Below are 13,729 nucleotides of genomic sequence, written 5' to 3' on the forward strand. Positions count from 1 at the left end.
AATCCCTGCCGCATCTTGATAATCATACCGCAATCGCGTACAGTCATCCCATGAAAAAATGGTTTCCGACCTTCTGTCTTTTGCTGTTTTTCTGCCTGATTGGTGCCGGGTGTGCCGTGCGACAACCGGCAACGGTTGCGGATATCCGGATGCTGCCCCAGGATGCCGGGGTGTATCTGGCGCACGTCAAGGGCCCGATCTTTGATCCGGCCCGCCAGGCAGCGTATTTTCAACAATTCAAAGACCGGTTTTTCAGGCCCTGGCACCGGACCGCACCGAAACATTCCGCAACAATCGTTTTTTCCGGACTGAAAAAATTCCGAATCAAGCGTCTATTTGGCGAAAACAACCAGCCCCTTTCCCCGGATTTTCTGGATTCAATGGCCCGGCAGTCCCAACCCGGCACCTACCCTTTGCTGCACCAGCCGGCCATCACCGTGACCCACGCATCCATCCGGGTGTTTCCCACCCATAAACCCTTGTTTTTCGGCCCTTTGCACCCGGGTCGCGGATTTCCCTTTGACATGATGCAGAACTCTTTGGTACCGGCCGGCACCCCCGTGCTGGTCACCCATGAAAGCAAAGACAGACTCTGGGCCCTGGTGGAAACCGACTGGGTGGCCGGGTGGGTGCGGCAGCAGGAGATCGCGGCCGTAGATGAGGTATTCATGGCGGATTATTCCGCCCATCCTCTGGCAGGGTTCCGGGCCGACCAGGTCCCTGTGATTCCAGAGGATAGTGTCCCGGTTTTCTCCGGCCGGGTGGGCATGGCCCTGCCCATGAAGGGCCCGGCATCTGATACCGGATTTGTCTCGGTCCTGGCCCCGGTGCGAAACCATCTGGGAAATGCGGAACTGCTGGATGCCGGGGTGCCGGAACAAGGAATTCAGCGACTCCCGTTTCCCGCTACCCCTGATAATTTCGCCGGCATATTGAACGCTTTGATGGGGCAGACCTATGGCTGGGGCGGGCTGTATGAAAACCGGGACTGCTCCGCCCTGATCCAGGATGTGTTTGCCGGTTTCGGCCTCCCTTTGCCCAGAAACTCCAAAGACCAGGCCGACTTCGGCGAAAATATTTCCCTGAAAAAACTGTCCGGCCCGGAAAAACAATCCCTGATCCGGACCCAAGGGGTTCCGCTGCAAACCCTTTTATACATGCCCGGTCACATCATGCTCTACCTGGGAGTGGATCCGGCATCAGATCAACCCGTGATCTGCCATGCCATGTGGGGCGTCACCACCCGGCCGCCGCTCAGCATCCGGGCCGGCCGCCTTGTGGTGGGCCGCACCGTGATCACCACCCTGGAACCGGGCAAAGAGCAGTTCCCTCTGGTCCAGCCCAAAGACCTGCTGGTTGAAAAACTGACCCGCATGGTGCTGCTGAATTGAAAACACAAAGGAGATCCCCCATGCAGATTGAACCGCTTGACCCTTACCGGTGGCAGATTCCCAAAACCGGGCAGATGCGGGTGCCGGGAATCATCTATTCGTCGGAAGCCGGCATCCGGGCCATGAGCCGGGACGGCAGCCTTCAGCAGGTGGCCAATGTGGCGACCCTGCCTGGGATTGTCACAGCGGCCCTGGCCATGCCGGACATTCACCTGGGATACGGGTTTCCCATCGGCGGGGTGGCGGCGTTTGACTGGGAAACTGGTGTGATCTCTCCGGGGGGTGTGGGGTATGACATCAACTGCGGGGTACGCCTGGCCACCACAGCCTTGACCGAAGACGAGATCCGGCCCCATCTGGAACCTCTGGCCAACCGCCTGTTCCAGGCCGTGCCGGCCGGGGTGGGGTCCAAAGGATCGGTCCGGCTGTCTGTTCGGGACCTGAAACAGGTGTTGATCCAGGGCAGTGCCTGGGCCGTGGCCCGGGGATTCGGTGAAGACAGCGATATCGAATACACCGAAGAAAACGGGTGCCTGGTCCAGGCCGATCCCGGGGTGTTGAGCGACAGGGCTTTGGAACGGGGCAGAAACCAGCTGGGCACCCTGGGTTCGGGCAACCATTTTCTGGAAATCGGGGTGGTGGAAGAGATCTTTGATGCGCATATCGCCCGGGTCTTCGGATTGTTTCCCGGCCAGGTCACCGTGATGCTGCATTCGGGATCCCGGGGCCTGGGATACCAGGTGTGTGACGATCACCTGGCAGCCATGAAAAAAAGCGTGGCAAAGCTGGGGCTGACCCTGCCTGACCGGCAGCTGGCCTGCGCCATGATCCAGTCCGAGGAGGGGCAGACCTATCTGTCCGCCATGGCCTGTGCCGCCAATTATGCCTGGGCCAACCGCCAGATCATGCTGCACCGGGCCCGGCAGACATTCATGGAGACCCTGTCCATCAGCCCGAACAGTCTGCGCATGACCCTGCTCTATGATGTGTGCCACAATATCGCCAAAAAAGAGACCCATCCTGTGGATGGGAAAAAACAGACCGTGTGCGTGGTGCGCAAAGGCGCCACCCGGGCGTTCGGGCCGGGGAACCCGGACATTCCGGACCGGTTCCAGGCCGTGGGCCAGCCCATTCTCACCCCCGGAGACATGGGCCGGGCTTCGTACGTGCTGTGCGGCACAGACACGGCCATGGACCAGACCTTCGGGTCCACCTGCCACGGGGCCGGACGGCTTTTGAGCCGGAAAGCCGCCAAAAAAGCGGGCAAAAGACGCTCCATTCAGCAGGAGCTGGCCCAAAAAGGCATTGTGGTGAAATACACGGGCCGGTTCACCATGACCGAGGAGATGCCGGAAGCGTACAAGGATGTATCCGAGGTGGTGGGCGTGGTCCACGGGGCCGGGATCTCCAGGATGGTGGCCAGGTTGCGCCCCATGGCCGTGGTCAAGGGCTGAATCGATCACTCACAAATACCCTTTTAAATCTGCTTGTCCGATGCTATATTCAGGTATTGAAATGCTGTGTAAAGGCGGTAACTCCGCCGTCAACCAGGCCATTACAGGAACTTTGATTATGCATGATGACACCCCCATAGGGGAAATGATCCCGTTTACCATCACCCGCTACCGGAACAATGAACTGTCTGAGGAAGCTTCCCGTGTGGCGGCGGAAATCCCTTTGACCTTTCATGTCAACGGCCGGGAACTGGCCACGCTCATGTGCACCCCCTCCCATCTCAAAGCGTTTGCCTGCGGGTTTCTGGTCACCTCCGGATTCATCAAATCTGCTGACGACATCCTCTCTTTTTCTCTGGATGAAACCAAATGGCGGGCCGACATTAAAGTCAGGGACCTGGTGGATCCGGATCTGCTGGGACAAAGGGTGTATACCTCGGGCTGCGGCAAAGGGGTGATGTACACCTCCATGATGGAACTGTCATCCCGCCATCCCATTCAAAGTGATGTCCAGATTCATGGATCAGACATTATCGCGGTGATTCACTGGCTCCAGCACTGTTCGGACCTGCACCGGATCACGGGCGGGGTTCATTCCGCGTCCGCCAGTATCAAAGGGCAGATCCCGGATTTCTTTATCGACGATATCGGCCGGCACAATGCCGTGGACAAGGTGCTGGGCACCCTGCTGCTGGGAAAAACCGACTGCGCCAAAGTCATGCTGGCCTGCACCGGCCGGATCTCTTCTGAAATTGTTCACAAGGCCCGGCGCCTGGACATTCCGGTCCTGGCATCCAGAGGCGCTCCCACCCACCAGAGCATCCTGCTGGCAAAAGAAATGGGCATCACCCTGGTGGGATTTGTCAGACCTACCAATTTTGCCGTGTTTACCCATGCCCAAAGAATCCTAGAAAATGGAGACAACAAATGACACCATCCCAAGACATTTTCACCACGGCCCTGGTCTATGAAAAAAAGATCCGGGATCTTTACCGGTCCGCCGTGGAAACCATTGACGATCCCCGGGGGAAAGAACTGTTCCAGGCCCTGGCCGATGATGAACAAAACCATGTGGCGTTTCTGGAGCACGGCCTGACCCTTTTAAGGGATGACAAAGACCAGGAACTGGAAAAACCCGGCACTTCGATTCCCTTTCCGGACCGGGATTTTGAAAAAATCAAGCAGATGGCCGACCAGATTCCTAAAGACATCCTGGGGGATCTGAAACGGGTGCTGAACGCGGCCTTGTCCCTGGAAGTGGAAACCAGCCGGTTTTACCGGGATGCCATTCAGAAAGTGGATCACGGGCCGGTCCGGGATATTCTGGAAAAATTCTATGACATTGAGCAGCGCCATGTGGAAGTGGTCCAGATCGAACTGGATTTCGCCTCCAACAACGGGTACTGGTTCAATTTCATGGAAACCGACATGGAAGACTGAATGCCCGCTGATCTGCTGACGTTTCTTTCGCCCGGCATGACCTGGAACATGCTGGTCGTGTATGGATTTCTGATAGGTGTCATTCTCCTGTTCGCGTTTGACCTGGTGCGGGTGGACATGGTAGGGCTGCTGGTCATGGTACTGCTGCCCCTGTCCGGTCTTGTCACCCCGGGTCAAGCCATTTCCGGGCTCAGCTCCAATGCCGTGGTATCCATCATTGCCGTCATGATTATCGGCCACGGCCTGGACAAGACCGGGGTGATGAACCAGGTGGCCGCACAGATCATCAAGCTGTCGGGGAAAAGCCGGAACCGGATGATGACTCTGGTGGCCGGCACCGTGGCCGTGATCTCCAGTTTCATGCAGAATATCGGGGCCGCGGCCCTGTTTCTGCCGGCCGTGAACCGCATGTGCCGGCAGCTGAACGTGCCCATCTCCCAGGTGCTCATTCCCATGGGATATGCTGCGGTCATCGGGGGATGCATTACCCTGGTGGGTTCCAGTCCGTTGATCCTGCTCAATGACCTGGCCGGATCCTGGTGGCATGCCAACCCGGAGCTGGTGGCCCATCAGCCTTATTCCCCGTTTTCCCTGTTCTTTGTGGCCCCCATGGGCATCGCCCTGGTGGTGGCGGCCCTGGTGTATTTCATTTTTCTGGGGCGCTGGGTTTTACCCAGATCCGAACCCATGGCAGATGCCTGCAACCTGTTGAACCATGACCTGGAATGCACTTACGGCCGGGAGGTAAGCAAGGTGTTTGAACTGGCCGTGCCCGGCAATTTTTTCACCCGGCGCCTGGAGGAACTGGAACTGCGGCCGAAATACCATGCCACGGTGGTGTGCATTTCCAAGCGAAACGGCCGGTACCGGGTCACTGAACCCGGACGGGCCGATGTGATCGAACCCTTTGATGTGATAGGCATTGTGGCCAACGAAGAACACGCCCGGAACCTGGCAGATGACCTGGGGTGGACGTTGCGATCCGAACTCAACGACCTGTCCGGGGTGCTGTCCATGGACAATGCCGGCATCACCGAAGCCATTGTCACGCCGAGATCCGAACTGGTGGGAAAAACCTTTCACGAATACGGGTTTCGCAAAAAACTGCGGGTCAACCCTCTGGCTTTGTATCGTCAGAACCAGCTCATTCTGGAAAACATCTCTGAAATTAAAATCCAGCCCGGCGATGCCGTGCTCCTGCATGGGGAATGGGAAAAACTTCACCTGCTGAAGCAGAAACCCATCCTGGCATTTACCGAACATCTGAAAGGGGAAATTCTGTATCCGGAAAACGCGCTCAGGGCGCTGAGCTGCCTGGTTCTGGCCCTGATTCTGGCCCTGGGGTTCAATATCCAGCTGTCCATCTCCCTTTTGGCCGGGGCCGTGGGCATGGTGCTCACCCGGGTGATGACCCTGGACCAGGCTTACCGGAGTGTGGACTGGATGACGGTGTTTCTGCTGGCCGGGCTCATCCCCCTGGGCATTGCCTTTGAAAACACCGGAGCTGCCGGGTTTCTGGCCACCAGCCTGACCCATATGCTGCATGATTTTCTCACTCCCGTGACCTTGTTCCTGCTGGTAGGCGCTCTCACATCCGCCTTTACCCTGTTTGTGTCCAACATCGGGGCCACGGTGCTCATGATTCCTCTGGCCATGAACATGGCCGTGCAGTGCCAGGCGGATCCGAGAATGGCGGCCATGCTGGTGGCCATTGCCGCATCCAACACCTTTATCCTGCCCACCCATCAGGTCAACGCCCTGATCATGCGGCCCGGAGGCTACCGGGTCAAGGACTATGTCCGGGCCGGCACGGGCATGACTCTGATCTTCATGGCCGTGGTCATGATCATGTTCCGGGCCGTCTACGGCATGGCTGCCTGAATTGGCCGCCAGGAATCAGCTCCTTTACAAATGATTCCGGATGACTATTGTGATTATCAGACCGGTTGTTGTTTATGACTTTAAACACTGTCAAAGGAGCGATCATGAAAGCATTGAAATTTTATTTTGAAAATACCAAAGGCACGGGCGTTCTGGCTACTGCAGACAGCAGCGGCAAAGTGGATGCCGCCATCTATTCCCGTCCCCATTTTCTGGAAGCAGATCAACTGGCCTTTATCATGAGGGACCGGCTCACCCATCAGAACCTGACCTCCAACCCGCACGCCACATTTCTGTTCATTGAAAACGGTCCGGGCTACAAAGGCAAACGTCTGTTTCTCAAAAAGGTCAAAGAAGAGGAAAATCCGGAACTGGTGGGAAAAATAAAGCGCCGCAGATACACGGATGACAAACAGGAGCCCCGGTTTCTGGTGTACTTTACCCTGGAAAAACAACTGCCGTTGATCGGTGACAGCACAGACTAACTGTCACCTTTTGTTACAAAATGATTTGTCCGGGAAATATTTTAAGAGACGGTCATAATATAAAATATTTCCCGGATTTTTTTTAAACATTACTCGATCAATCAGACATCTTTGGACACATCAATCTCGCATTGATTGTTGAGCCGGAGACGAAACACATACACGGCCAGAATCACAATCGGAATGACCACGGCAAATCCGACAATGGGTAAAATGGTGAGGCTGACAATCGTCATGGCAACGGCTGCTGCCACCAGAAATCCAACAAATAAGTACTGCATCATTTTTTGGGGAACACAGTTTCTTAATTCCATCGCGTCCTCCTTTCAAAATTAAAACCATCTGTTTCATTCAAACATCATGTCTGAATTGCAACCGGCTTGATACCAAAAACAATAATACATATATCGAAGAAAGCAACTGCGTTTGGACAAAATGACTTGACAATGAACAAATCTCTCACTAGAATGTGAATTGTGAATCACAATTCTGATTGGAGTCCATGATGTCCGCCCGGAAAACAGACACACAACAGCGCCAGGAACAGATCACCCAGGCCGCCCTTGACCTGATCAATGACCAGGGGGTTTCAGGGTTGAGCATTGCCGGCATTGCCCGGCGGGTGGGGATTGTACCCTCGGCGTTGTACCGGCATTTCGCCAGCAAGGATGCCGTGCTCGATGCCGTGCTGGACCTGATCCAACAACGCCTGCTGGACAATGTGGCCCATGTCCGGGAGCAGACTCAAGACCCGCTGCAACAGCTCAAGCGCCTTTTCACGCGCCATATTGCCATGCTCAACGAAAACCGGGCCATCCCCCATGTGGTGTTTTCCGATGCCGTATACAACGGACAGCCCGACCGAAAGGCCAAAGTCGCACAGATTATCACCACCTATCTCAAAGAGGTTGAATTCATCATAGAATCCGGCCGCCAGGACGGCACCCTCCGCAAAGAGGTGGTCCCTGCCACGTCGTCAGTCATGTTTTTGGGCATGATCATGCCGGCGGTGGTTCTATGGAATGTGTCAGAAGGAAACTTTGATATGACCGCCCACATCAACACGGCCTGGCCGGCATATGAACGAAGCATTGCCGTGCAGATCCCGAAAGAGGCATCATGAAACAGATCATTTACAGACTGGGAAAAGTGCTGCTGGTCCTGTTGCCCGTGGCCGCCGCATTGGGGATAACGATTTATCTGGTGACCCACAAACCGGGTCCGTCGCAAAAACCGGCCACAGAAGCGGTCCAGACCCTGCGGGTGATTCCGGCCCCCGTGGTGGACCTGATACCCCGGGCCGAAGGGTACGGGGTGGCGGAACCCGTGCGGGTATGGGAGGCGGTATCTGAAGTCAGAGGCCGTGTGATCACCACCCACCCGAACCTTCAGACCGGGCAGTTGATCAAAAAAGACAGCCTGCTGGTACACATCGATCCCACGGAATACCGCCTGACAAAGGCCCGCCTGGAAGCGGCCATTGCGGAAACCCGGGCAAAAATCGCAGAACTGGATCAGAATGAAGCCAATACCCGGCAGATGGTGGCCATTGAAACCCAGTCTCTGGCCCTGTCCCAAAAAATGCTGGAACGAAAACAGCAGGTAGTCTCTCGCAATGCCGTATCCAGAGATGAGGTGGACCGGGAAGAAAAAAATTTTCTGGCCCAGAAACAGGCATTGCAGCACCTCAAAAACACCCTGGCCCTGATCCCTTCCCAGCGAAAGGCCCTGGGTGCGGCCCTGGATCTGAACCAGGCCAGCCTTAAACAGGCACAGATCGATCTGGAAAAAACACAGATCCATGCCCCGTTTGACTGCCGTCTGGCGGATGTGAATATCGAACCCGACCAGTTTGTGGGAGCGGGCCAGGCCCTTTTCAAGGCCCATGGCATCGATGCCACCCAGATCAATGCCCGGTTCCGCATGGAAACCCTGCGGCATCTGCTGGGAACCCAGTTTGAAACACAGCTTTTGGGTCCGGGAATGGACACAGACATCTTCCGGCAGTTGTTTGGCAACATCACCGCCAAGGTCACCCTGCAGAACACGGACTGGTCTGTCACGTGGGAGGCCCGGGTCGACCGGCTCAAAGAATCAGTGGCCTCCGGCACCCGGGAAATCCAGGTGATGGCCGTGGTGGACCGGTCCTATGAGGATGCGATCCCGGGGCAACGTCCGCCCCTGATGCCGGGCATGTTCTGCCATGTGGCACTGACGGCACCGCCCCGGCCCGGACAGGTGGTGCTGCCCCGGACGGCAGTCCATGACAGGGCCGTGTATCTGGTGGGCACGGACAACCGGCTGGAAAAAAAACCAGTGACCGTGGGGTTTGCCCAGTCCGAATTTGTCATCATTGCATCCGGCCTGTCCGGCAAAGAACGGGTGGTGGTGTCGGATCCCGCATTTGCCATTGTCGGCATGAAAGTGCAGCCCGTCATGGATGAAGCATTGCTGGAACGTCTGAAACACCTGGCCCGGGCAAAAGGCATCACACCATGATCCGCTTTTTTGCCGACCATCCCACCGGGGCCAATCTGCTGATGCTGGCTTTTCTCATTGCCGGATTTTTGAGCCTGCCCCATATCCTGAAAGAAACCCAGCCGGATTTTGCCCCCACGGAAGTGGAGATCCGCATCAAATACCCCGGGGCCACGGCCGGAGAAGTGGAAGAGGTGATCTGCCAGCGGGTGGAAAACGCCATTGACGGCATCAATTATGTCAAAGAGATCCGGGCCGATGCCAGGGAAGGCTTTGCAGCCATTGTGGTTGAAATGGCTTCTGTCGGCGATATTCAGACATTTATCCGGGAAATCGATACCCAGATCAATGCCATTGATGATTTCCCCAAAGAAGTGGAACTGCCGGTGATACAGGAGCTGGGCCGAACCGATCCCGTGCTGTCCGTGCTGGTGTCCGGCCCCATGGACCTGCCGGATCTCAAAGCCTATTGTGAAGATGTCAAAGACCGGCTCCAGGAAGCCGGTGTGGCCCTGGTGACCATCCAGGGGTTTTCCGATCACCAGCTGCGGATATCATTGTCTGATGCCGCCTTGCGAAAAACCGGGCTGACCGCGGCCCGGGTGGCGGAACAGATCTCAGCCAAAAACAAAGATATCCCGCTGGGCCTGCTGGAAACCCGGGAAAGGGATATCCTGCTCAGGCTGGTGGACCAGCGCCGCACCGTGGCATCTTTGGAGAACCTGGTGATTTTCGCCACCCCTGAAGGCGGCGAAATCCGCCTCAAGGATATCGCCACAGTAACGGACCTGTTTGAGTTTCCTGAAGAAAAAATCATGATGAACGGGCAGCCCCAGGCCCTTCTGGCCATAGAAAAATCCAAGACCCAGGATGCCGTTCAGGTGGCCCAAAAAGCCACGGCGTTTATATCTGAAGAGCGGGACCGGTTTCCCCAGGTCACCCTCACCCTTACCCAGGACCACACACAGATTCTCACAGACCGCCTGAACATGCTGGTGAAAAACGGGATCCAGGGGATTTTGCTGGTGTTTGCCTTTATGTGGCTGTTCTTCAACATCCGGATCTCGTTGTGGGTGGTGATGGGACTGCCGGTTTCCTTTCTCGGGGCGTTTATCCTGGTGCCGCACCTGGGATTGAGCATCAACATGTTCACCATGGTGGGCATGCTCATGGCCATCGGCCTGCTCATGGATGATGCCATTGTGCTGGCGGAAAACATCATGGCCCACCGCCAGACCGGCAAGCCCCCCCTGACCGCGGCCGTGGACGGGGTCAGGGAAGTGGGTGCCGGGGTGATCTCTTCTTTTATCACCACCATCTGTATCCTGGGTCCTCTGGCCTTTATCGGAGGCCAGATCGGCCGGGTTCTCAAGGTGGTGCCCATGATGCTGATCCTGGTGCTGGCCATCAGCCTCATTGAAGCGTTCTGGATTCTTCCCCGGCACCTGAACCATGCCATGCATCAGTTTGACCTGAATCAGCCCAACCGGTTCCGCAAAGGATTTGACCGGTTTTTTGACTGGGTGCGCACCCGGGTGCTGGGACGGGCCATCCGGGTGCTGCTCATCTGGCGGTATCTGGTAGTCACCGTGGTGATGGGTCTGCTGATTCTGTCCGTGGGCATGGTGGCATCCGGAAAAATCAAGTTCCAGGGATTTCCCGAACTGGAAGGGAATCTGGTCACGGCCCAGTTGCTGATGCCCCAGGGAACCCCGCTGCCCGTCACGGAAAACACGGTGGCCCGGATCCTGGATGCCCTGTCCCGTACCAACGCACATTTTTCTTCTGCCCAGCCCGGCGGCCGGGATCTGGTGGAAAACACCTATGTCCAGTTCAACGTCAATACGGAGGCCTTTGAAAACGGTCCCCACGTGGCCACCATTTTTGTGGACCTGCTCACGGCGGAAAAACGGTCCGGCACCATTGACGCGTACCTGGCGGAATGGCGCAGACAGATCGGTGATCTGCCGGACGTGGTCAGTCTGACCTTAAGCGAACCCGGATTCGGCCCGGGCGGACGGCCCATTGAGATCCGCCTGCGGGGCAAGGATCTGGACCGGCTGAAACAGGCGGCAACCGATCTGAAAACCTGGTTCAACCAGTTTGACGGGGTGGTGAACCTGGCCGATGACCTGCGGCCGGGAAAACCCGAGCTGCGCATGAAAATCAAGCCCGGGGCCCACGGCATGGGGTTGGATGCGGCCGAGGTGGGCCGTCAGCTGCGGGCCGCATTCCAGGGCATTGCCGCCGATGAAATCCAGGTGGGACCTGAAGCCTATGAAATCGATGTCCAGCTGGCGGACATGGACAAAAACAGCCTGCAGCATTTGGAAGATTTTCACCTGATCCGTCCGGACGGCACAAGGATCCCCCTGCCTGCCGTGATGACCTGGGAAATGGACCGGGACTGGGCCAGGATCGCCCGGTTCAACGGCATGCGGGCCGTGACCCTGCGAGGGGATGTGGATACGCGCCTGGCCAACACCAAAGAACTCATGGCCCGGTTCAACAACACCTATGAACCGGAATTGACTAAAACATATCCGGATATCCGGCTGACCATTGCCGGGTCTCTGGAAGAAACCACCTATGCCCAGAAATCGATGTTCCGCTCCATGATGATCGGGTTTATCGGCATTTTTATTCTGTTGAGTTTTCAGTTCAGAACCTTTACCGAACCGGTCATCGTGATGCTGGCCATCCCGTTTTCTTTAATCGGGGTGATCTGGGGCCACGGCCTGATGGGCGTGCCCATTTCCATGCCCAGCCTGCTGGGATTCATTGCGTTGGGGGGCATTGTGGTCAATGACTCCATATTGCTGGTGCTGTTTTTAAAAAATGCCAGAGAACAGGGCAAATCCATTTATGAGGCTGCGGCCCGGGCCAGCCAGGACCGGTTCCGGGCGGTGCTGCTCACTTCTTTCACCACCATCGCCGGACTTTTGCCTCTGCTGCTTGAAAAAAGTCTTCAGGCCCAGATCCTGGTGCCGCTGGTCATCAGCACCTCATTCGGCCTGATGGCCAGCACCACCATGGTGCTGCTGGTCATTCCGTGCATGTATATGATTCTGGGCGATCTGGGCATCGTGGAAAACATCTCTGTGAATCCGGATGCCCGGCATAATGGAAAGACCCATCCACCGGAACAAAAAAACCATTCACATATCTAAAGGAGGAGCCATGAAACTCAGTGCGTTCAATGAATGCCGGCAGACCATTACTGACGAGGACATTGTCGGGGCCATGAAAAAAATCCCCGGATACCTGGACATCACCCCGTCCGATTTCATGGAGATCTACGGGGTGGCCTACGACCATGCCCTGCACCGGCTGAAACATGCCATCACCGCGGAACAGATCATGACAAGCCAGGTGGTAACGGTTGCGCAAACCGCACCGCTTGCCGATGTGGTCCGGCTCCTGGCCGACCATGACATCTCCGGAATGCCCGTGATCCAGCCGGACCACACCCTTGCCGGGGTCATCTCTGAAAAGGATTTTCTGTCAAAAATGGGAGGGGGCGGATCTCCTTCCTTCATGCATGTGATCCTGCAATGCCTGGAAAAAAAAGGCTGCATTGCTGCGGATATCAAAAAACTGACCGCCAGAGAGATCATGTCTTCCCCTGCCGTCACCATCTCCGGCACCACCCCGCTGTTTGAAGTGGCAGATATCATGGACCGCCACAACATCAACCGGGTCCCGGTCATTAATGACGCCGGACGGCTGGCAGGGATCGTTGCCAGATCCGATCTGATCCAGACCATGTGTTAATCTGTAAAAAAAAGGGGGGATATCGTGTCGGCATTTTTCCAAAAAATGAAAGGAGGCAGCCAGAGCCCGCCGGGTGTGGGATTTTCTGAAATTGCATGGTCCTGGCTCGGGGCGTTTCTGGGGATCATACCCGTGGCTTTGCTGCATTACCATTTTTTTTCTGACGGAGATCTGGTGTTTCTCATCGGGTCTTTCGGGGCCTCGGCCGTATTGATCTACGGGGCCGTGAGAAGCCCGCTTGCCCAGCCCCGAAACCTGGTGGGAGGGCATGTGATCTCCGCCGTCATCGGGGTGGCGGCCTGGCAGATGCTGGGATCCGCTCCCTGGCTGGCCGCCGCCTTTGCCGTGGCCACGGCCATTGCCGCCATGCACGCCACCAAAACCCTGCACCCGCCGGGCGGGGCCACGGCCCTGATTGCCGTGATCGGCAGTGAAAAAATTCACCGTTTAGGTTTTTTATATGTGTTTTTTCCCGTGCTCACAGGCGTTATCATCATGCTGATCGTGGCACTGGTTGTCAACAACATTGCCGAATCCAGAAAATATCCGGAGTTCTGGTGGTAAACAATTTCACTTAATAGTGTCGAGACATTGGCCATTGCATTCTACCACGAAGAACACGAAGGCCACGAAGTTTGGAAATGAAGGGAATGAGCGATCTTTCTATGATCCTTCGTGCGCTTCGTGCCCTTCGTGGTTCAAAAAAACAGTTTAAAGGAGATATCAAAAAACAGTTTAAAAAAATAATTTTTAAGATTATGATACTACCTTGATCCATATCAAGGAATTAACCGTTCATCTGTACTATCTTTCATCCAAGTAAAGG

At 56.1% G+C, this 13,729-nt stretch carries 13 protein-coding genes; 12 read left to right on the forward strand and 1 reads right to left on the reverse strand.

Features of this window, described 5'->3' with window-relative positions; all coding sequences use genetic code 11:
* Nucleotides 1-50 precede the first annotated feature (50 nt).
* The 6 genes from K365_RS25915 (at nt 51) to K365_RS0117925 (ending at nt 6,651) form a co-directional block, all read left to right on the forward strand.
* A complete protein-coding gene (locus K365_RS25915; RefSeq protein ID WP_169432960.1) occupies nt 51-1,391 on the forward strand; it encodes an NlpC/P60 family N-terminal domain-containing protein in 1,341 nt (446 codons plus the stop codon).
* A 20-nt stretch (nt 1,392-1,411) separates the two neighbouring features.
* On the forward strand, nt 1,412-2,845 hold the full coding sequence (locus tag K365_RS0117905) for an RtcB family protein (protein ID WP_024335690.1): 1,434 nt from the start codon (nt 1,412-1,414) through the stop codon (nt 2,843-2,845).
* Between the two features lie 118 nt (nt 2,846-2,963).
* Nucleotides 2,964-3,776: a formate dehydrogenase accessory sulfurtransferase FdhD gene (gene fdhD / locus K365_RS0117910; protein WP_169432961.1), complete on the forward strand. Its 813-nt coding sequence runs from the start codon at nt 2,964-2,966 to the stop codon at nt 3,774-3,776.
* Nucleotides 3,773-4,285, forward strand: coding sequence for a ferritin family protein (locus K365_RS0117915; RefSeq protein ID WP_006968640.1), 513 nt, complete (start codon nt 3,773-3,775; stop codon nt 4,283-4,285). Before fdhD ends, K365_RS0117915 begins: the two co-directional genes overlap by 4 nt.
* The gene (locus K365_RS0117920) at nt 4,286-6,166 is read left to right on the forward strand and encodes an SLC13 family permease (RefSeq protein WP_029725513.1); all 1,881 of its coding nucleotides are present in this window, start codon (nt 4,286-4,288) and stop codon (nt 6,164-6,166) included.
* Between the two features lie 104 nt (nt 6,167-6,270).
* Nucleotides 6,271-6,651: a pyridoxamine 5'-phosphate oxidase family protein gene (locus K365_RS0117925; RefSeq protein ID WP_024335693.1), complete on the forward strand. Its 381-nt coding sequence runs from the start codon at nt 6,271-6,273 to the stop codon at nt 6,649-6,651.
* A 101-nt stretch (nt 6,652-6,752) separates the two neighbouring features.
* On the opposite strand, the gene K365_RS0117930 is transcribed toward K365_RS0117925, so the two are convergent.
* Nucleotides 6,753-6,965, reverse strand: coding sequence for a hypothetical protein (locus K365_RS0117930; RefSeq protein WP_006968643.1), 213 nt, complete (start codon nt 6,963-6,965; stop codon nt 6,753-6,755).
* Nucleotides 6,966-7,153: 188 nt separating this feature from the next.
* Here K365_RS0117930 and K365_RS0117935 point away from each other — a divergent pair, with 188 nt between their 5' ends.
* The 6 genes from K365_RS0117935 (at nt 7,154) to K365_RS29145 (ending at nt 13,676) form a co-directional block, all read left to right on the forward strand.
* A complete protein-coding gene (locus K365_RS0117935) occupies nt 7,154-7,774 on the forward strand; it encodes a TetR/AcrR family transcriptional regulator (protein ID WP_245569202.1) in 621 nt (206 codons plus the stop codon).
* The gene (locus K365_RS0117940) at nt 7,771-9,150 is read left to right on the forward strand and encodes an efflux RND transporter periplasmic adaptor subunit (protein WP_024335695.1); all 1,380 of its coding nucleotides are present in this window, start codon (nt 7,771-7,773) and stop codon (nt 9,148-9,150) included. Before K365_RS0117935 ends, K365_RS0117940 begins: the two co-directional genes overlap by 4 nt.
* The gene (locus K365_RS0117945; protein WP_024335696.1) at nt 9,147-12,299 is read left to right on the forward strand and encodes an efflux RND transporter permease subunit; all 3,153 of its coding nucleotides are present in this window, start codon (nt 9,147-9,149) and stop codon (nt 12,297-12,299) included. Before K365_RS0117940 ends, K365_RS0117945 begins: the two co-directional genes overlap by 4 nt.
* 10 nt (nt 12,300-12,309) lie before the next feature.
* Nucleotides 12,310-12,903, forward strand: a complete 594-nt coding sequence (locus K365_RS0117950) for a CBS domain-containing protein (RefSeq protein ID WP_024335697.1) — start codon at nt 12,310-12,312, stop codon at nt 12,901-12,903.
* Between the two features lie 24 nt (nt 12,904-12,927).
* Nucleotides 12,928-13,467, forward strand: coding sequence for an HPP family protein (locus K365_RS0117955; protein WP_024335698.1), 540 nt, complete (start codon nt 12,928-12,930; stop codon nt 13,465-13,467).
* An 86-nt stretch (nt 13,468-13,553) separates the two neighbouring features.
* Nucleotides 13,554-13,676 carry a hypothetical protein gene (locus K365_RS29145; protein ID WP_268870654.1) on the forward strand — a complete coding sequence of 41 codons (123 nt, stop codon included), beginning with the start codon at nt 13,554-13,556 and terminating at the stop codon, nt 13,674-13,676.
* The last annotated feature ends 53 nt before the right edge of the window (nt 13,677-13,729 follow it).

The organism is Desulfotignum balticum DSM 7044 (genome assembly GCF_000421285.1).
GTDB classification, from domain to species: Bacteria; Desulfobacterota; Desulfobacteria; order Desulfobacterales; family Desulfobacteraceae; genus Desulfotignum; species Desulfotignum balticum.